This is a genomic window from Octadecabacter antarcticus 307, from assembly GCF_000155675.2.
Lineage (GTDB): Bacteria > Pseudomonadota > Alphaproteobacteria > Rhodobacterales > Rhodobacteraceae > Octadecabacter > Octadecabacter antarcticus.
In genome coordinates this window covers 2,958,555-2,977,798 of record NC_020911.1, presented here as the reverse complement: position 1 = coordinate 2,977,798, position 19,244 = coordinate 2,958,555, and the positions used below count along the sequence as shown (strand labels likewise).

Below are 19,244 nucleotides of genomic sequence, written 5' to 3'. Positions count from 1 at the left end.
CTATGTCCATATCCACTAAATTATTATCTGATCAAATGGTGTCGCGGTTTTCTCAAATAAGCGAGGAAATTCAGCTTCGCCAGATCAAAATCTCTACTGGGCGGGAAATAACCGAAGCTGCAGAGAAGCCTTTTGAGGCTATAAAACTTTCTGCGCTTGAGGAGGGCTTGACCCAGCTTGAGGGGTTTGGAAAGAACGTGGGCACTGCGCAATCACGCCTGTCTATGGGAGATACGGTACTGACGAGTGTTGATGACATCCTTGCTCAGTTGCGTGAACGGGCCGTGGCTGCTAATAGCGATACCTTCAGCACGACGGATATGGAGGCGTTCCGGGTTGAAGTTTCTCAGCTTCGAGAGGCGCTGGTTGGGTTAGCCAACACCCAAACGAGCAACGGTCAGGCGCTTTTTGGTGGGTATGCGACCGACATAGTGCCGTTCTCCGAGGATGCAAACGGCCGCATGCAGTATCGTGGCGATGGTGGTGAACACACCTTGGCCGTGTCAGAGACAATGCGCTTGCCCACTTCAGTCAATGGGGGCAGTACTTTTATGAATGTTCAAACCGATGACGGTATAGAGAGCGTTTTCAATATTGTAGATAGCTTCGAAGCTGCGTTGGCTACCGATGACTCCGTTCATGGCACCCTGTCCGGTAGCGCGGATGTCGGCCTTTCGCTTAGCTTTAACGGAGACCGAACCCCACGTGACTGGTCCTTAACACTGGAAGGGCCGGATGGTTCTGTGTTTATTACTGCTTTGGAAGTCGTGGGGGGATCTAATGATCGGCTTCTCGAGGCGATCAACGAGCGTTCGGACGAAACTGGGGTTGCCGCGGCCAGCGTGGATGGGCGGTTGGAGCTTACCGCTTCGGAGGGAAGTATTACATTATCAAATCTTGATATTGGAGGGGTTACTCTTGCATCTCGAATGCCTCAATTTACGATCACAACCAATGACGATCCAAACCAGACGATGGTGCCAAGAGTCCAGTTGCTGAGTGCGCAGTTGGAAAAGATCACGAAGGCCGGTCAGGATGTTGCGATCTCCCGTACGATTGTTGGTGCTCGGTTGCAGCGTGCGAACGATCAAGAGGCTTCGATTCAGACTCGGTCCGTGGCGTTGGAATCTGATGTGAACGAATTGGGGTCTGTGGACTTAGAAAAGGTCATAACAGAACTTCAAACGCTTCTGGTCATGCGCGACGCTGCAAGGCAGGCCTATTCGCGTATTTCGCAGGGTAGCCTCTTTGATTTCTTAAAATAATTTTCCTTGGCACGATTTCTGCAACATAAACTTAGAATGAATGCTGAGGAGAGTTTTGATGTTTGGTACAATTAAGTCTGGGATGGCTACCTCAATGTTTGAGATATCCGTAGTCTCGAATAATGTTGCTAATGCTGGTACGACTGCATTCCGCAAAAGTACTGCGAACTTTTCTGACCTTTATACTGCAGCGTCTGCAGAAAGTGCTTCGCGTCTGTCTCTGGGTGTTGGCAGCGTCGTTGAGACAACCCGTCAAAGCGGGGAGCAAGGTAGCCTGATGGAAAGGGATGGTGTACTGAACTTAGCGTTGATTGGTAACGGTATGTTTGTTTCTGCCGCTTCTGCTGGTGACGCCCAGCCATCTCAGTTGCTTACCTTTACCCGAGACGGTGAGTTCGCATTGGATAAGAACGGCGTGCTAAGGACTTCTACCAATGATTTTGTACTGGGCTATGATGGCCTCGGTGGCACGGAGCTTGGTCAGTTGGAGGTGCCGTTCCAAAGCGTGAATGGTTCTACACTGACTGCTTTAGAAATTAATGCGTCCGGCGTGATGAGAGGCACCTATGGCTCGGAAGAACCTGTAATTCTGGGGCAAATTGCGATTGGGGCGTTTCCAAACGTTACAGCGCTTCGCCAACTTGGAATGGGTCGCTTTCAGGCTACAGAAGAGGCGGGGGGGCTTATGTTGGGCGTTAGTGGGCAAGATGGGTTTGGCAAGGTCCAGACTGGTGCGCTGGAATCGTCGAATGTAAACTTGACTACGGAGCTGACAAGCATGATCCAAGCGCAACAGCAGTTTTCGGGCTCCTCCAGAATATTGCAGGCGTACTCTGACATGATTGAAAAACTAACCCGCTAGGCTGTACGAGGATGTTATTTAAGTAAGGGCTCCAGAATGAGTGATGATATTAGTCTTTTACGTCGTTCTTTTGTGGCTGGTCTATTATGCGCGCCTGCCGCTGTAAGCGCTGCGCCTCTAATTGATCTTGATAGAGGTGTCGGTTTGTTCAATGGGGGTGGACGCATTACCGGTACTAGAGATGAGCGCAGGATGTTAAACCTCTACACTCAGGAGGCTTCTGTCGCCTCTGAAGAACTTCAATTCAGCGGTATTTCTGTCGGTTCTCATCCGATGAAATTGCGTCTGCAAAATGCGAATACAGATGAACGTCTTGTAATAGATTTGCCTGGTTCGCTGCGCATGGGGCAGGCCGTAGGTCATAGGTTGAACCATTTCCTACGTGATTGGCGTAAGGATGAAGTCTTACCGATAGACCAAAAAGTTTTGGACGACCTAATTAAAATTAGTGGCTCCTTCGCGACACCAGGTAAAGTCAGAGACATAAGAATTACATCTGGTTACCGGACGCGAGAGACAAACGAACTGCTTCGGCAAAGAGGCTATGGGGTTGCACGTAATTCACTTCATATGGTGGGAAAAGCGATTGATTTTTCACTTCCTGGTATTAACATTCGTGAACTTAGTATCAAGGCTCAAGAATTTTGCGGCGGGGGGGTGGGTACTTATAGTACCTTTGTTCATATAGATAGCGGTTCTGCCCGTCGGTGGGCTGCTTAAACAGGAGCGATTAGACCATCATCAAGATTGCAGCCTCTTGCATAGAGCTCCTCAGTGTGCAGGTGGTCCGCCACGGCTTGGGAGCCTAAACGGATCACCTTAACATTCACCTTAAACTGGCGCTACCCGTCCGCTGGATAGGCAGGCTTGCTGAGTAAGCTCGCAAAACTGGGTTTTCGTATTTTAGTAGGCTCTATTTCTTCTTTGCCGGACGTTTTGCGCATAGACGGGCCGTTTAAATCAAAGCGATAGGCTTGATGGACGAGCCGATCAAGAATGGCGTCGGCCAGTGTTGGATCGCCAATAATGTTGTACCACTTTTCCACAGGCAGTTGGCTGGTTATGATGGTAGATTTACGTTCATATCTTGCGTCCACAATCTCCATTAGATCACGACGCTGTGTGGCAGTCATCAAATCTGGTCCCCAGTCATCTAAAATCAGCACATCAGCACGCAAGATTTTGGTGCACAAACGGTCATATATCCCTGTTTCTTTTGCCAATGCCAAATCGGAAAAGAGCTGTGGCATCCGAAAGAAGAGAACACTTTTGTCCAGTTTACAGGCTTCGTGCCCTAGCGCACAGGCAAGGTATGATTTGCCGACACCACAAGGTCCCGACATCAAAACTGTGTGGTGCGCATCAATCCACGCACCGTTTCGAAGTGCTTCAAATGCTGGGCGGTCCAATGTTCGGTCAACATTGAAATCAACTGTATCCATGGTCGCGTTTGTGTCTCGCAGTTTGGCGGTACGTAGACGGCTTTTCAGGCGATTTGCGTCACGGATCGATTGTTCGCGTGCAACCATATAGTTAATCCACTCGCTTGGATCTTGTGATGCCCGGCCACCTTGTGCGACAAGCTCTGCATAGACGTCTGCCATGCCGTTGAGTTTCAGCGTCTGAAGTGCTTGATGAGTCATGTTCGTTGCCATCTTGGCGTCCTTTCAGTGAAAATGTCCTGCCCCACGGATGTTGCCGTGGACATTAGTGGATGAGGTGGATTCAGGGTCTTGCGTGGGCGTGTCTGCTTTTTCGTCAAGGAACGTAACAATGGAACAAAATGTGCAATCACCCTTATCGAGGGCGACTTTGCAGGCCCAGTCTAGTACTTCCGGTCCGCAGGCACCGCTGAGGGTTAGCATGTCTTCAGGCACATAGTTGAAATTTTCTCCATCAGGCACAGAATCCAGAATAACGGTTAGTGCTGCGTCAATATTTGGTCCAAGTGCGCGGGCTGTTTCGATTAGCGCCGAGTTGGCTTCCTCTGTTACTGTAATGAGTTCTTGTGTTTCAATTTTGGGTTCAAGCGGTCTTGGTTCGCTTCGCGCTTTTATAAAATCCTGAGTAATAGGTGCTGCTTGTTTATTAGTCTTGGAGGAAAATCTTTTGATACGATCGCGTATATCTTGTTGATTCTGTTGACGCTTATTGCGGAAAACACCAACACCTGATGCAATTATCTGCTTGTTCTCTTCAGCAGCTTCACGCGCTTGGGTCAGTGATAATAAAGGAAAGGTGCCGAGCTGTATCTCAAGGGGATTGCCATTAATCATGATCCGTTGAAGCCAAACCCGCTCTCCACTAGATCGCGCCCTTAGGAACACTCCGGCGGTCCATTCCGCTTGATCGGACTTCCGCTTTGTGAATTGTGCGCGCGGTTGGGAATTGACCGGTGTACGTACTTCAAATTTCAGTTTGTTTAACATTTCGTCAAGGCTTTGATTTCCGTTCATGTTACACTGAATGGCAGAGGGCTTTGTGTCCCTTATTATTCAAATTCGATTTCAATTTCGATCCGACGGTTTTGTTCGCGCCCCTCGGCAGTGAAGTTGTCAGCGATGGGTTGGGTTTGGCCGAAGCTTACAGCTGACATTGTACGCCCTTGCACCGGATTAGTTGCTTCTATCGCTTGCACTACACTTGCAGCGCGCGCAGCTGCAAGGTCCCAATTATCACGGTAAAGGGCACCGAAGGAGATCGGAACATTGTCTGTGTGACCCGATACGATCACACGGCTTGCAGGATCACTAGTAACAGCGCCTAGTTCTTCAATTATGATACTTGCTTGCTGCGTCAGGTCGGCAGACCCAGACGGGAAGGCTCCTCCAGCGCCGAGGCTGACAAAGACTATTCCATCGCGCTGTTCGACGGTTACAAGACCCTGTTCGATTTCAGATTGTAGATTAGCCCTAAGCTGTTCTTCGGCCTCTCTCGCCTTTTCAATTGCGCGCGCCATCTGATTCAGGGCTTCGTCCAGTGTGGCACCACCACTTTCTTGCTCTTGGCGTTGAATTTCAGACACCATAGTGATCAAGTCATTAAGTGTTTGATCTAGTCCACCAAACAATACTTCTTGCTCGGCTTTTCCGGTGGCAAGCCCCGCTATTTCCACGGCCTGACCCACGCGCTGGAATTTCTCAATCAGCTCCTGTGGTGAAGCGTTTTCTGCATTCATGTCGATGGCAACCCTGCCATCGAGGATTTCGGCCTCGATGTTCAATGCGCTACCAACTTGCTCTAACGCAGCTGCAAGTTTTTCAGCATCGGACATAGTTTCGTTTTCGGCTATGTTATTGGCATTCTCACCGCCTAAACCATCGCGGTCGGCCTCACCTTCAAGATTTTGGTCTCTCCCATCCATATCACGGTTATCGGACGGAATTTTTAACTCAGGCTCTCGAATTTCAGTGGTTTCTTGTGTCGCTTCATTTGTCACGGAGGGTGATGGTGAGGGACTAAAGTTCAGTTCTAAAACCGTTGTCCCCTTCGGTTGCTCCACAACTGGGATTATGCGTTGTACACCGAAGGCTTCAGATAACGAGCCAGATATTTGCTTGAATTTTGGAACGTTCATTTCTGCAAAGGACAGGATCAACACGAAGAAAGCCATTAATAGTGTGGCTAGGTCAGCAAAGGTAGCCATCCATGCAGGCGCCCCTACTGGGGGGCACTTTGGACATTCTTCTTCTTCTTCTTCTTCTTCTATTTCTGCTGCTTCAGCCATAAGTCGAGCCTTCAATGCTAGAGTAGGTTTTAGGCAGCTTCAATTTTAGCCTGCATCTTTGGTGGCAGGTTCGACACCATTTGATCTTGAATATTGCGTGGTGACTCACCTCGAGCAATACTTCGGAGCCCAAGAACTATCATTTCGCGGTAAACAACTTCATAGGCTGTGTAACCTTCCAGTTTGGAAAGCATTGGTGCAAAGATCACATTGGCTACGATAGCACCGTACATTGTCGTAAGCAGAGCCACCGCCATAGCTGGGCCAATCGCCTGTGGGTCAGACATATTTCCGAGCATCAACACTAGCCCGATCAGAGTCCCAATCATGCCCATGGCTGGTGCGAGGTCAACCCAGGCCTTGATTACGTTTTGATTCATTTCATGTCTTGACTTCATTGATTTTATTTCGGCTTTCAGCTGTTGGACCAGTTTGGTCTCATCAGCACCATCGACAAGCAATTGCATGCCTTTTTCAAAGAACTTGTCTGGTACTTCCTGACCTTCAAGCGCCATCATGCCGTCCTTTCGGGCAACGCCAGCTAATTCCACCATGCGCTCAATGAGTACATTCTTTTTCTTAACAGGTGGCATAAAAGCTTTGGCCATAGCACCAAAGCTAGCAAAAAAAGTACCAATTGGAGTGGTGTACATGGCAGCAAAGAAGGTGCCGCCAATCACAATAAGAACCGACGGAATATCTAAAAATGGTGCAAGACCACCACCGACCACCATGGCTCCACCAATCATTGCGAATGTTCCAATAAGCCCGACGAGGGAAGCAATATCCATTAAGACATCTCCAGTTGAAAAGGTTTCGATGTACTTCATGCAAGGACAGTGCCAAGTGTTGATAGAGGAGTGAGCGCATTGGTTGGTTCAAAAACTACTGAAATAGTGTTGGCTGGATTATTGGGGGCAATTTTTGTCTTTGGTCCTTACAAAATATCTGCTCAGTCACATGACACTACCTTGATTGCGAAGGGGCCGATTGTCATAGATGTCATAGGGGATCTTGATTGGATGCGCTGTAGCATAGGGCAAGTTTGGGACGAGAACCAATGTTCAGGAACGCCGCTTCTTATGCCTTTTACTGCGGTTGATGAAATCATTTCCCGAATCCAAAGTAATACTGGAGGCGGCTGGCGTCTGCCAACGCTTGATGAGTTGGAACGTCTCGTGGTTGACCAAGCTAGTCCGCCCATGATTGATACAGAGGTATTTCCTGACACCTACCGGGGCCTTTATTGGACGAATGATGTCAATTGGATAATTCGCGACCGTTGGTGGGGCGTCAATTTCTATACCGGGCACCGCTACGGTCGAGCCACTGGAAACCAGACTTTTGCAGTCCGTCTTGTTTTGGATCGTTAGAGCTGACATTATGCAGACTAGGTTTTGCCTGCATCTTCTAAAGTGACCCTTAGATCTAAAATATCGGCGAGATTGGCCAACTCTTTGTGATCTCTGACTTGCCAGTCGGAAAAAGCACCCAAGGATGTGTTAGAGCGACTACGAAACACGAAGGCGCGGAAGCTAGCCACGACAGACTCACTGCTGTTGAGCTTTTTTGCTGGTGCTAAAGGGTCAAAGAAGAAACCCTTAAGCTGGCGATGGCGACCTGTCTTGTCAAAGGCCACAGATCGGTAAGCAAAGCTGTGACAATAATACAGTGGGTGTTCATCTTCGATTTCCGCGAGAAAATACAGCATGTTTTTAGTAATTACGCACAGTTTTTCTGGTTGGCAGTCGGTGTATTTGAGTATGAGTTCTTGCGACATGCGGTTTGCGAAAGCTTCAATGGGAAGGCTTTCTGTTACAAAACGTTCAACAATTTTTGCGCAGACCACATTTAAGATCCAATCTGGCGCATATGACATAAGATAGGTTTCCTATAATTTTTAATCTAAAACCCTGTTAGATGACGGTATGTAAATATACATTGCTTCGCTGATTATAACCCACTCAATGCGATATTTATGGCTTAGAATACACAGATATTGCAGTCTGGTTACGCCGCAGTCTGCGTTGCATGTCTGTCATTTTCTGTGCGAGTCTAGCTTGGGCTTGTTTATGACGATCTGCAATCTGCGTCAGGCGGTACAAGTTTGTACTAACTTGCTTTGTTGGGAGATCAAAGAGTTCTTTGAGGTGTAGATCCATTTCCGCATTAACGCATTTTGCTGTATTGAAATCACTTTTGATTACAGCCATTTCCAAGGTGTTTTGCGCTTGTTCTAAAGCATCGAAAAGCGCGTCAGATGAGGACTGAATCACTTGATCTGCAGCCATGCATCAAGAATTTCCGAAATAGTGTCATTGGCTTGATCGATCTGGGCTGTTTCATCGCCGCGCATCAGCTTTAAAGTCTGCTGGCGCGTGTATTCGTACAGTTGAAACAGGTTTGTCGACAATTTGACACTCTTCTCAAAATTAAGGCTTGATTGCAAAACATAAATGGAAGTCAAAACTCGTGCCGTGTGTGTCATGAAGGTTTCACTGTGGCGTTCAGGTTTTTCCATCAATACGCTAAGGCTGCGTAATAAATACTCCAACGTCGCTTTGATCAACTCATAACTATCGTCAGGATCAAAACTTGGGTTTTTCTGCTGGCGCTGATAGATATCTCTTGGACTTAACAACGACATTGACGACCTTTCTTCCAACACATATTGCTTTTGTATAAACGACATGCTGCGGTATTTTTTTAGAATATACGTAATTAATCTTCTTCAGCCTTAGCTGAACTAGTGAATGTTTCTTTTAAAAATTGTTCGGTTGAGGCGGTATCCACTAAGATTAGACCGTCTGTAATCTTGTTGGTGTCGTTGGCTGCGATCAACTTCGTGTTCGCTTCCGCTAGCGCAGAGAGGCCGTGAACGGCAATGCCGCCGATATTCATGTGTGTCAAAATAACGGCTGGAGAGAGAGCTTTAAACATTATAGAATATTGTTTAATTGCTGTTACAGACCAGGTGCCGGGGATTACCATAATAGGCGTGACACGGCCCTGTGTACTTTGCGCAGTTACCATCTCTAGGGCTTCTATAATGGCGTTGTGATCGTTCAGGTCGCAATCGACGATATCCATGTGCGATATTTCGTGTTTATCATTCAACGATAGGCGGCGGAAATCTGAATTCAAAAGATTTGCATAGCCGTTCAACTGACTATGGGTCACAAAACCGTTTTGTGCCACCTGAACGAAACGCGGTCGAAAGGCTGTGTTTTGCAGACGCTCGAAGGCGAGTTGAGCAGCGACGGTCGTTTTTCCCGCACCTGGAGGTCCAAAGACGAAGAGGGTCGTGTCTTCGTATAGCACTGAGGTGTCGGCATCGGAGACTAAGCGTTCTGCCAGGAGCGCGCAGGCATGATCTCGCTGCGCCAGATGGGTATGCAGGCCTGGCGCAACAGCACAGATTTGCGCAATATCTTCGGGGAAGCCATAGCCAAAGATCGTCTCTCGCTTCAGATCGGAGTTTTGCTCCTGAAGATTAAGCTGGGGTTGCGGTACATGTTTGTGAAGCTGCTCTGGCATGGTAGGTACGTGATCTGAGTTTGAGGGCCCTATCTCTGACGGCGGCACCATTTGTTGAACATCGTCTGCGGGGAGCAGAACCGACTGCGCAATCACTGGTTCTGGTTGAATATTTGCGTTCGAAGTTGCAACGCTTTTCGCCATTGCCCGCCGTTCGTGAAACATCCCCTCCAATTGTGCTGTATTTGAAATCTTGTCAGTCTCCAGACTGGAAGCATAGTCTGGTCCTACACCAAACTCCAATCCAACCTTTGGCTCCGGCTCATTGCGACGCGTGCGGGCCTTTCGAATTGCAGCGCTCAAATCCATGGCCTCCGAGGGCAGGGACTGCGACATGGGATTTTCCCACAGTGGCTGACTGCTGATGCTGCTTTCTTTGGTTGCGCGTACTTCAGTGACATCGCCCACACGCTTGACAGAAAGGATCATTGCATCGTCCCCTAACTCTCGGATCGCTTTTTCCATGGCAGTGTCGGAATCAGACGCTCTGAAGACATATTCGATCATGGCTGGAGGTCCTTGTTAAAGTTGAATCGCATAGCAAAGAGAATTGTAACTTTCATCGTCAGGGCTGTAATTCTAGTTCGCCAGAGCCGGTTGCAGCAACATCAACTTCGCCAGAGACGGTTGCGACAACATCCACTTTTCGTCCGTCGGGCAGTTCGGTGAAGGACAACACGGGGAAATCTGCCACATGCTGGCGTAGGAAGGCGGACAGCTTGCGCCGAATTTGTGGAGAGACGACGAGAAAAGGCTTCTTGCCAGCCTCAGTTTGTTCCTCATTTATGCGGACAAGCGATTGCACCATCTGTTCGGCCAGTTTGCCATCCAGCAGCAATTGATCACCCTCAGACTGCTTGGCGGAATTGATCAAAAGGTGCTCGAAACTGCTGACTAAGGTAACAACTGGCAGGGGTGTATTCAGTGGAGTGGTTTGTTGGATCAGGAGCCCTATAAGGTGGGGGCGTAGCGCCTCGGCTGTCTCGGTGATACTCATGTTTTTGCTAGCCATTTCGGAAATCATTTCTAAAATACGTCGCATGTCGCTAACTGGGATGCGTTCCCTAAGAATTTGGCGTAGCACAGCAGTCAAAGTATGGAGCGGCATCAATTTAGGCACTACGGATTGTACCAATTGCGGCATTACTTTTGACAGGTTGTCGAGGAGTTCTTGAACATCGTCCTGCCCGATTAATTCTGACGCGTGTTTATACAAGATCTGGCTCAGATGTGTCGCTAACACGGTTTCAGGCTCGATTATAACATACTCATCAGCCTCGGCCTCGGCCTCACGCTCTGGTGGAATCCAAGCCGCGTCGATACCGAAGGAAGGTTCTTTGACATCGATTCCCTTAATCTTTACCCGAGAAGTCCCACTGGGCAGGGCAAGTTTGAGGTCTGGGTATATTTTGTCTTCGGCCACGACTACTTGACCTATTTTAATTCGGTATTCATTGGCCGCCAGTCCAAGATCATCACGTATCCGAATGCTTGGAAGTACGAAGCCCAACGATTGTGAGACCTCTTTGCGTACGGTAATGATGCGTCGGGCAAGGGGGCCGCCATCGTCGTTGTCGATCATCGACAGCAGTGGATAACTAAGCAGGAGCGTCACTGCGGAGAGGTCAGTCACATCCACGACTTTCAGAATGTCATGGTTGTTGTCTGTTACGACTTCTTTGGCTTCTTCCTCGCCCTGTCGTGGAGCGCTCTTTTCTTGCTGTCGAAAAAAGTAGGCCGCAACGCTGGCGGCGAGCGCTGCACTACCGAACAAAACAGTTGGCATGCCTGGAACAGCACTAATTAAAGCGAGAACTCCTGCCACTGGGAACCAGGAGCGTGACATGCTGACTTCACCCTTAATATGTTCTGCCATGTCTTGACTGGAGGATACACGCGTCACGATTATTGCAGTTGCGATCGACAGAAGAAGTGAAGGGATTTGCGCCACAAGGCCGTCCCCTATGGACAATAGGATATAAAGTTCTGACGCTTCGCCAACAGATAAATCATGTTGCAGCATCCCGATGGCAAGTCCGCCTATTACGTTAATGGCGAGGATCAGGATGCCGGCAACGGCATCACCTTTCACAAATTTTGATGCACCATCCATGGCCCCGTGAAAATCAGCTTCCCGTCCAATGTCTTCACGGCGTATTGTAGCCTCTTCGGCAGTCAGTACGCCAGCATTGAGGTCAGCGTCGATCGCCATTTGTTTGCCGGGCATTGCATCGAGAGTAAAGCGAGCAGAAACCTCGGAAACGCGGCCCGCACCTTTGGTAATCACTACTAAGTTAATGATGACAAGGATTGCGAAGACAAAAATTCCAACTACGAAATTACCTGCAATGACGAACGCACCAAAGGCCTCGATCACTTGTCCCGCGGCGCTGGTTCCATTGTGTCCCTCACTAAGTACAATTCGGGTAGAAGCCACGTTAAGTGCCAGCCGAAACACTGTGGCCAGTAGAAGCAGGCTGGGAAAGGAAGAAAAATCGACTGGTCGATAAGTATGTAGTGCCACCATCAATATCAGTAGTGCCATAAAAATGTTGAGCGTAAAAAAAATGTCGAGCAGGAAAACTGGAAGTGGCAGCACCATCATTGCTACCAGCATCACAATACCAAGAGGCAGGGCCATTCCTGTTAGGCTCCTGCCTAACTCCCCCAGTTGCGACGTTGGTTCTGACGCGCTCATTTAAGTAAGTACTCCTATAATTTAAGCGCTACTGAGCACTAATTTAACTTCATTTTAAAGAAGCAATTTCTGTGCCAGAATTAAAAATTCCAGTATATTTGAGAAAAGCTGTTAATTGGCACAGGATATGCAGTTAAAATGTAGTTGAAATTTTATTGGAGTGCAGGTGTATGCGTAATTTCGCGATACTGAAACTGATTAAGCCTTATATTGCGCTCACCTTTGTTATTACTCTCGGGGCATGCAACCTGTCCCAAGGCCATTTTCTTGGATTGGGTGGCAATGTGTCCCCAACACAAAATGTTGTAGCTATAGAATCGGCGCTAAATGCAACGGAGGTCCAGGTGGCTAGGCAGGTCGTTCCCACAATCACTGGGACTGGTTACGCAACGATTTCTGCGCAGCCCGCGCACAATATTAATCAAAAACGCCTTATGGCGATCCGAGTTGCTCGTTTGGATGCCATGCGTGACCTTACTGAGCAGGTTCATGGCCTAAGTCTTGGTGGTCAGACAACTGTGGTCGATGCTATCTTACAAAATGACACTACGCGCGCCTCGGTACAGGGAACAATTCGTGGTGCGCGGACATTACGTATTAACCCGGTTGGGAGCGATACCTATGAGGTCGTTCTGGAGCTAGATCGCGATATGATTGGTCATATCTTGCAATCAGCGCGGCAGTGATCTGATGATATTGCGGGTAATACTTAAGTATTTGGGTATTTCGCGATGCTTACTTGCCGTGATTTTTTTAGTTGCGCTTGGTCAAGGGCCTAGCTTTGCGGATATGGTCCGTGTAACAGGCCGTGCGGCTTTAATTGATGGCGATACAGCTCTTGCACAGCGCCGTGCTCTGGAGGATGCGCTCTACCTGGCAGCGCTAGCGGGCGGGGCGGATGTGTCCGGCTTTTCTATGGCAGACCGAGGGGTTTTGACAGGAGAGAGCGTACTTGTGAGGCCTGGTTCGCGAATTTTAGATTATTCAGTGCTGCGCCAAGGACCTTCAAATAATCACTATGAAGTTGAGATTGATGCCTACGTTGGTGCCGTGCCAGAAATTGGTTGTGCAATGCGGCCTGCGGTCAGACTGATCGCAGGCCACCCCCAAATTCACGCAGGCCAAAGAGCACCCTTATGGACGGATGCCGCCTTGGAGCAAGCACATGTCTCTACGATCCGCCTTTTGGAATCTACTCCAAGAGTTGATCTCTCTACGAGCGACATATCTTTCGCTCCAGATCCGCAAGCCCGCTCCAACGTGCCAGATGGTTTTGATTATCGAGCCCTCCTAACCGGCAGAGCTAACGAACCTGCATCAACCACATCCAATATACCCGACAGCGCCCGGGCCCTTCACTTGTCATGGCATGCCACAGCTCCTAGTTTAAATTCACATACGCTGACGGTGACACTCAGCGCTCAGATTATTGATCCTGCGGCACCCAACCGCGCACGACAGATATCGACTAGGCAAACTGTAGCGATCTCAGCCAACACGCCTTGGCGCACAGTGAACGTCCTAGCCCGTAGAGATGCCAGTAAAGTGGCTGAAATCGTAGCTTTAAAAGCCGCAGCTGAGCTATCTAATTGGTTGGACGATTATGCCTGTGCCCCATTGCAAGGTGAGCTGGTTGCCGCTGGTGCAGGGCAATTCAGGATTAATCTTGGTAGCCGCGATGGCCTTACGCACCAAAGCCTTGCGTTTGTGGAAGGTCATGGTCAACCTTGGACTGTCTTTAGAATTGTTGAACTAACAGCAAGTAGTTCAACCGTCAGCCCGCTAAATATCAACCGCGCAGGCCGCAACCTCGAGGGTGCGAACGTGCGTTTCGAATTAGGAGGTTAAACACTCATGCGATTTTCATGCATTATCCTTTTACTTGCCGCTATACCCATTTTGCCGATGGTTGCGCAAGCAGGAGAGCCTATGGTGTTTTTGTATACGACAAACAGCCCAGAGGCGAACTCTGAGGGGCAGGGAATTCGTCATGTCATCACACGTGGCGAAACTCTTCTTGGCGTTTTGCGGCAACACTATGGTGTGTTAGGGGATACGCAGCACTCAATTGAGCAGGTCGTGGCAGATAACCAGCAAGCTTTTAGACAGGGAAACGCAAATTTGATGATTGCAGGACAAACACTAATCTTGCGGCAGCATGACGTTGAACTGCCCCAGTCCGATGACATTTATTTCTTCTGATATGATACAACTACTCCTTATTCTGATTATGGTTCCATTTGCGCTGATTGCGCAGGAGCAAGCGGCTGCGCGCGTTGTAACCGGACAAGAGGTTCAGGATGTGGTTATCGAACGACTTGCCAATGCTGGTGAGGTTTCTGCACCAAACGTTATGCCGGAAAAGAAATTTTATGCATGTGACGCCCCACTAGAGGTAGAGCCTGCCTTTGGTGGCTGGCGCAGTGTTACAGTGCGCTGCCCTTCCCCAGTAACATGGTCAATTTTAGTCCGCGCCCAAGTGCAAGGCGCTATCGCCCTCATACCAGAAGCATCGCAGGGGTACACTACACAGGCTGTTTTTCTGCGCCGTCCCTTGCGTGGCGGTGACCGTATTCAAGTGGAGGATCTGGAATTACGTCCCATTGCCCCCCTGAGTTCCAGTAGCGTTTACAACGCACTAGAGGACGTTGTTGGCCGGGTTTTGGTGCAGTCTCTTTCCCCTCGCGTACCAGTTATGCCTCGCCATTTAGAGCGTGATTGGGCTGTTGATCTTGGTGACGTGGTCTCCTTGCGTGTGGTACGTGGTGGGACCGAAATTGAAACCTTTGGTGTAGCATTGGAATCTGGACAAATTGGTGATAAAATTAGAATAGAGAACAGGAGCAGTGGCCGAGAGTTGATTGGCCACATCGGTCCTGGCGGAATAATTCAAGTTTTGTTCTAAAGTACAACATTGAAGCGCCGTTACATAAAGTAGCAAATGGAGAATGCAAAATGGTTGATGTTTCACAAAATCTTACTGGTACGATCACAGGTACTAAAGTACCAGAATTAAACCCAATCGCCACAGTGAGCCTGTCCCATGGTAACGTGGTAGATAGCGCTGCTCTTGGCACGGCGGCGCCAGTCAATCCAGTCTCCTCTGTCGATCGCCCTGCGATTGAAGTAAACTCTGCTGCGACAGAGGTGCTTGATTCTATGAAAAACTTACCACCCCCAGTTGATATTGAAGCGGTAGATCGTATTCGTGAGTCAATCAGTTTAAATGATTATCCGATTGATCTGGATAAAGTCGCTCAAACCCTGGCAGCGGCTTTTGACGTGCTACGCTGATGCCAAACACGCCTGATGCACTCCTTGAATTAACTTTGGCACTTGACAGGCTTGAAACCTCTCGCGGGGAACCAGAGGCTTTTCTAGACGCGTCAAAAAAACTTTTAGATCAATTAAAAAAAGTTAATGAATCTGATCCTGATGTTTTGATTGGTGCAGTAGATGTTTACAAAAGGCTTTCGCAAGAGCTTGTTTTTGCAAAAAAATGCGCGGAACTAAGGTTGCCGGTTGCTACCCAAAGTGCCCTTCAAGGTGCGACTAAATATTGACACTTATTGGATAAAATATTGACGCTTGAAGACGCTCACATTTGGATTTCAGAGTTAGACCCGATACTGACCATACTAATCCTGAATTTCCTGCTTGGGATATGGCTATTGCTGCGTATTAAGCGGGCACAGCAACAGATAACTTGGCTGAAAGTCAGGCTTACTGATCTCCGCTTCGTATCAGAACGTCCTGCCCAGCCTTCGGTTTCAAATCCTTCTTCGAAAGTGCCTGAACTAACCTCTCTAATTGAGAAAAATCCACTGATTCCTAATGAAGCAACCCCTACAAGCGAGGACCTTAACATCAAAGCCTTCCAAGTAGCTTTGCAAGACGGATCCAGCATTGAGGACACAGCAAAATTGTTTCGCTTGACTGATGATGAGAAAAAAGTCGCTGCGATCAGCTACCGCAAGAACTAAAAAGATTTACTGAAACAACGTTACCATATTTTGTTCTGAAAACATCTTCCGCGCAGCGTCTTGTGCAGGCAAAATTACACGTGTTTCTAGATTGCCTTCGATTTCATCGCGAACCTCGGCTGCTCCGTTGACACTCAGCGCAGCACCTATCAAGGACCAGATATAGGCCGTCTCTAGATCAGGATTTGCATATTTTGTGCGATTGAACGCCACATATTGCATAATAGCAGCACGCTCTCCTCCAGCCAACCTTTCTTGAAGATGTTCGTCAATCCGCATAGCGACCTCCGTCTGCGTACTGGGAAGTACTTTTCCCATCAGCGTTTCTGACAAGTCTACGGCGGGCTCAACACCGCCGAGTTTTGCCATAAAGGCCCATTCAAGTGCAAGCGTGAAGTTTTGTGGCATGCCTTGGCCGGACTGGAGCAAAATAGCGAGGTTGAACTGTGCGTCATGGTCATCTTGCTCTGCAAGTACTGAAAACAAATCTGTTGCAAGGGCAAAATCCTTGTCCTTCACGGCATTGACAGCTTCATGAAAACCATCTTGCGCATCATCTGTGTTGTCCGCGGCAAGACTAGTTCCGAGAGCTAGTAATGCCGCATATATCCCGACAACCGTAACCCCGTACAGGACCCCCATCGGTTTCACTTCTAGCTTCTTAGTCATGAGTTCTAAATCCCTGCGTTAAGGAAATTATAGTCATATCTATTGAATGCGGCAATTAAAACTGGGATAAATATCTTGTTTTTTTTCTAAAAAGTGACTTACGATGGCCGTTTATTAAAATATGCCACATAGCGTAATTTGCGCCTTGGGTGGTTGAGAATTCGACCGAAAGGAAGGGTTCTTATAACTGGATAACAGGAGAGACAAAATGTCACTTTCGATTGCTACAAATACTGCAGCTCTGATGGCTGCAGCTTCAGCGACCAGTGTCAATAAAGACATGGAAACGTCAATGGAGCGTTTGTCCACCGGCAAGCGCATCAACTCTGCCTCCGATGATGCAGCTGGCGTTGCAATTGCATCACGCCTTTCTTCAGAAATTCGTGGCACCAATCAGGCGATCCGCAACGCCCAGGATGGGCAAGCGCTGATCGACACCGCAGAAGGTGCCCACAAAGAAGTCGAAAATATCCTGCAGCGCATGCGCGAACTTGCTGTGCAGTCTTCGAACGACACGAATGACAGCAGCGACCGTACTAATCTGCAAGCTGAGTTCAAAGCTTTATCAACAGAAATTGACCGCATTGCCGGCGCGACAACCTGGGCTGGTCAAGATTTGCTATCAGGGATCGGAGGAACGGACGCGGATGGTGCGTTTAATCTGCAGGTTGGTGCAAATACAGGTGATGTTGATACAATTACTGTCAAAATTGGTGCGATGACCACGTCTGCATTGGGTGCAAGTACCGTTGTGGCAGCTGGGACCGGTGTCGACCCAGATGCAGTGGCAGCTGCAACCGCAACCACAGGTGGTGGTGTCGTCTCAACAAACGAACTCACCATGAGTAAAGCATCAGGAACTGAAGTTGACTCTGATTTTTCAGTTACAATTAATGGAACAACAGTGGTCACTTCACTGGTCGCAGCAAGTGCTACAGATGCTGGTCACGCAGCTGCAGTCAAATCAGCGATTGATGCTGCTGGCATAGATAATTTGACTGTTGTAGATGATGGTTCGGGTAAATTGACATTCACAACCACCGACGCAACTGACGATTTTGACATTAGCACCCGTGATCTCGCGACTGCTGCAATCGACCTTATGGACGCTGCAATTGCTACCGTAAACACGCAGCGTGCTGAACTTGGTTCAACTTCCAACCGTCTTGACAATACCGTCAGCAACTTGACCAGCATTTCTATCCAGCTGGAAGGTGGCCGTGGTCGTATCGAAGACGCCGACTTCGCGGCTGAAAGCACTTCACTTGCCAAGTCGCAGATACTACAGCAGGCATCCACCGCGATGTTGGCACAGGCGAATGCGTCCAAGCAAAACGTGCTGAGCCTTCTTCAAGGCTAAGCCAACCAATACGTGAAACACAGGCCCATAACTTCTTGGGCCTGTGTTATTTGCAAAGGCATGCTCATCTGCCAAACTAATTTAAGTTTTGAAAGACCTATTTGTCAGTCTGGGAAAGCCAGAAAATCACTAGTTTAGGTAAATCATGTGTTTATCCATAGTGATGCTGCCGCTAAGCAAGGTATTGTAAATGTTCAACAAAGTTTGCGTTCATTCCATATATACAGCGTCTAATATGAATAACTGTAAGGCTTCTTGTTTGAACATAAACTTCTTCGTATTGCAGAAAATGATCTAATAAGCATCAAGTTGGCCCTATTTGTGCATTGCTATATATGGAAAGTGGGAATTTGATGCCAACAATAATTTCAGTAGCGAGTGGAAAAGGTGGTGTAGGCAAAACATCAATGGCAGTGAACATGTCACTGCGACTTCAGGATGCCTATGGCCCAACGCTGCTTGTTGACTCTGACCTGTTAATGGCAAACTGCCATGTTCTGCTAAACTCACAGCCAAGCTTAGACCTTATTGATGTGCTCGAAGGCAGGTATGATTGGCCCGAAGCAGTACACATTCTGGACAATGGTCTTTCCTTTCTGGCTGGTCGCACTGCGCCCAATTTCTTAGTAGAGACCAATAATGATCGGCTCACAAATTTGCTTACTGTTTTGAAGTCAGATGCACATGGCTTTGACTACATCGTTGTTGATACACCCGCCGGTTCAGGGGTGGGGGTGCTGGACACCCTGTCCGTTTCAGATCATATGCTAATCGTACTTCTTGGGCAGGCCACTAGTTTTGTTGATGCTTACGCTCTGATTAAAAGTGCCTATTTAGATAGGCAATTGACCAGTTTTGCAGCAATTGTGAATATTGCTAAGTCAGCCAAACAGGCAGACTTAATTTTTAACAATTTTAGCCGCACGGTCACCAGCTTTTTACCCGTTGAGATATCCTACAAGGGCCATGTTACTTGGATGCAGGATATCGTTTCATCATCAATTCATGGAGGTACCGTGTCAGGAGTTGCGTCGAAAGCCCGGATCGCTGACAAGATGGACACGATCCTGAAATCACTACTTGTGATGTCGCCCGTATTCGGAACAACTGACTCGATAATACCTCAGGCTTTCAGCGTATAGG

Annotated in this window: 23 protein-coding genes; 13 read left to right on the top strand and 10 right to left on the bottom strand. The window is 48.3% G+C overall.

Annotated features, from left to right (window positions below):
* Positions 1–2 precede the first annotated feature (2 nt).
* From flgL to OAN307_RS15160, 3 genes are read left to right on the top strand one after another with little or no spacing between them, the layout of a single operon-like run.
* Positions 3–1,265 (top strand): flagellar hook-associated protein FlgL, encoded by a 1,263-nt coding sequence (flgL, locus tag OAN307_RS15170; protein WP_015500528.1) that lies wholly within the window; start codon positions 3–5, stop codon positions 1,263–1,265.
* A 58-nt stretch (positions 1,266–1,323) separates the two neighbouring features.
* A complete protein-coding gene (locus OAN307_RS15165) occupies positions 1,324–2,127 on the top strand; it encodes a flagellar hook-basal body protein (RefSeq protein ID WP_015500527.1) in 804 nt (267 codons plus the stop codon).
* A 36-nt stretch (positions 2,128–2,163) separates the two neighbouring features.
* Positions 2,164–2,847 (top strand): YcbK family protein, encoded by a 684-nt coding sequence (locus OAN307_RS15160; RefSeq protein ID WP_015500526.1) that lies wholly within the window; start codon positions 2,164–2,166, stop codon positions 2,845–2,847.
* 122 nt (positions 2,848–2,969) lie between these two features.
* Here OAN307_RS15160 and istB read toward each other — a convergent pair whose 3' ends face one another.
* Genes istB through OAN307_RS15140 form a run of 4 tightly spaced genes read right to left on the bottom strand, consistent with a single transcriptional unit; the run spans position 2,970 to position 6,645 of the window.
* Complete coding sequence (gene istB, locus OAN307_RS15155) at positions 2,970–3,782, bottom strand: IS21-like element helper ATPase IstB (RefSeq protein WP_015500525.1); 813 nt, start codon at positions 3,780–3,782, stop codon at positions 2,970–2,972.
* A 12-nt stretch (positions 3,783–3,794) separates the two neighbouring features.
* Positions 3,795–4,583 carry an Arm DNA-binding domain-containing protein gene (locus OAN307_RS15150; protein WP_015500524.1) on the bottom strand — a complete coding sequence of 263 codons (789 nt, stop codon included), beginning with the start codon at positions 4,581–4,583 and terminating at the stop codon, positions 3,795–3,797.
* 35 nt (positions 4,584–4,618) lie between these two features.
* Entirely contained in the window at positions 4,619–5,854 is a 1,236-nt protein-coding gene (locus OAN307_RS15145; RefSeq protein WP_044043847.1) for a flagellar motor protein MotB, read from the bottom strand.
* 29 nt (positions 5,855–5,883) lie between these two features.
* Positions 5,884–6,645: a motility protein A gene (locus OAN307_RS15140; RefSeq protein ID WP_015500522.1), complete on the bottom strand. Its 762-nt coding sequence runs from the start codon at positions 6,643–6,645 to the stop codon at positions 5,884–5,886.
* 78 nt (positions 6,646–6,723) lie between these two features.
* Here OAN307_RS15140 and OAN307_RS15135 point away from each other — a divergent pair, with 78 nt between their 5' ends.
* Positions 6,724–7,227 (top strand): Lcl C-terminal domain-containing protein, encoded by a 504-nt coding sequence (locus tag OAN307_RS15135; protein WP_015500521.1) that lies wholly within the window; start codon positions 6,724–6,726, stop codon positions 7,225–7,227.
* Between the two features lie 17 nt (positions 7,228–7,244).
* Here the strand turns inward: OAN307_RS15135 and OAN307_RS15130 are convergent, their stop codons facing one another.
* From OAN307_RS15130 to flhA, 5 genes are all read right to left on the bottom strand, one after another.
* Positions 7,245–7,733: a hypothetical protein gene (locus OAN307_RS15130; RefSeq protein WP_015500520.1), complete on the bottom strand. Its 489-nt coding sequence runs from the start codon at positions 7,731–7,733 to the stop codon at positions 7,245–7,247.
* Positions 7,734–7,830: 97 nt separating this feature from the next.
* Positions 7,831–8,145: a hypothetical protein gene (locus tag OAN307_RS15125; RefSeq protein ID WP_015500519.1), complete on the bottom strand. Its 315-nt coding sequence runs from the start codon at positions 8,143–8,145 to the stop codon at positions 7,831–7,833.
* Entirely contained in the window at positions 8,127–8,546 is a 420-nt protein-coding gene (locus OAN307_RS15120) for a flagellar export chaperone FliS (protein WP_015500518.1), read from the bottom strand. Before OAN307_RS15120 ends, OAN307_RS15125 begins: the two co-directional genes overlap by 19 nt.
* A 29-nt stretch (positions 8,547–8,575) precedes the next feature.
* The gene (locus OAN307_RS15115) at positions 8,576–9,898 is read right to left on the bottom strand and encodes a hypothetical protein (protein ID WP_015500517.1); all 1,323 of its coding nucleotides are present in this window, start codon (positions 9,896–9,898) and stop codon (positions 8,576–8,578) included.
* Between the two features lie 58 nt (positions 9,899–9,956).
* Positions 9,957–12,089, bottom strand: coding sequence for a flagellar biosynthesis protein FlhA (gene flhA / locus OAN307_RS15110; protein WP_015500516.1), 2,133 nt, complete (start codon positions 12,087–12,089; stop codon positions 9,957–9,959).
* 170 nt (positions 12,090–12,259) lie between these two features.
* On the opposite strand from flhA, the gene OAN307_RS15105 reads away from it, so the two are divergent.
* Genes OAN307_RS15105 through OAN307_RS15075 form a run of 7 tightly spaced genes read left to right on the top strand, consistent with a single transcriptional unit; the run spans position 12,260 to position 16,072 of the window.
* Entirely contained in the window at positions 12,260–12,775 is a 516-nt protein-coding gene (locus OAN307_RS15105) for an LPP20 family lipoprotein (protein ID WP_015500515.1), read from the top strand.
* 4 nt (positions 12,776–12,779) lie between these two features.
* Positions 12,780–13,937, top strand: coding sequence for a flagellar assembly protein T N-terminal domain-containing protein (locus OAN307_RS15100; protein ID WP_015500514.1), 1,158 nt, complete (start codon positions 12,780–12,782; stop codon positions 13,935–13,937).
* Between the two features lie 6 nt (positions 13,938–13,943).
* Positions 13,944–14,291 carry a type IV pilus assembly protein FimV gene (locus tag OAN307_RS15095; RefSeq protein WP_015500513.1) on the top strand — a complete coding sequence of 116 codons (348 nt, stop codon included), beginning with the start codon at positions 13,944–13,946 and terminating at the stop codon, positions 14,289–14,291.
* Positions 14,272–14,994: a flagellar basal body P-ring formation chaperone FlgA gene (gene flgA, locus OAN307_RS15090; RefSeq protein WP_245540857.1), complete on the top strand. Its 723-nt coding sequence runs from the start codon at positions 14,272–14,274 to the stop codon at positions 14,992–14,994. Before OAN307_RS15095 ends, flgA begins: the two co-directional genes overlap by 20 nt.
* 50 nt (positions 14,995–15,044) lie before the next feature.
* Positions 15,045–15,383, top strand: a complete 339-nt coding sequence (locus OAN307_RS15085) for a flgM-like regulatory protein (RefSeq protein WP_015500511.1) — start codon at positions 15,045–15,047, stop codon at positions 15,381–15,383.
* A complete protein-coding gene (locus OAN307_RS15080; RefSeq protein ID WP_015500510.1) occupies positions 15,383–15,652 on the top strand; it encodes a hypothetical protein in 270 nt (89 codons plus the stop codon). The genes OAN307_RS15085 and OAN307_RS15080 overlap by 1 nt, the downstream gene beginning before the upstream one ends.
* A gap of 18 nt (positions 15,653–15,670) precedes the next feature.
* Entirely contained in the window at positions 15,671–16,072 is a 402-nt protein-coding gene (locus OAN307_RS15075; RefSeq protein WP_015500509.1) for a hypothetical protein, read from the top strand.
* Positions 16,073–16,078: 6 nt separating this feature from the next.
* Here OAN307_RS15075 and OAN307_RS15070 read toward each other — a convergent pair whose 3' ends face one another.
* Positions 16,079–16,741, bottom strand: a complete 663-nt coding sequence (locus OAN307_RS15070) for an SEL1-like repeat protein (RefSeq protein WP_015500508.1) — start codon at positions 16,739–16,741, stop codon at positions 16,079–16,081.
* A 208-nt stretch (positions 16,742–16,949) separates the two neighbouring features.
* On the opposite strand from OAN307_RS15070, the gene OAN307_RS26615 reads away from it, so the two are divergent.
* Both OAN307_RS26615 and OAN307_RS15060 read left to right on the top strand, forming a co-directional pair.
* Positions 16,950–18,101: a flagellin N-terminal helical domain-containing protein gene (locus OAN307_RS26615; RefSeq protein WP_015500507.1), complete on the top strand. Its 1,152-nt coding sequence runs from the start codon at positions 16,950–16,952 to the stop codon at positions 18,099–18,101.
* Between the two features lie 353 nt (positions 18,102–18,454).
* Positions 18,455–19,243, top strand: coding sequence for an AAA family ATPase (locus tag OAN307_RS15060; RefSeq protein ID WP_015500506.1), 789 nt, complete (start codon positions 18,455–18,457; stop codon positions 19,241–19,243).
* Position 19,244 lies beyond the last annotated feature (1 nt).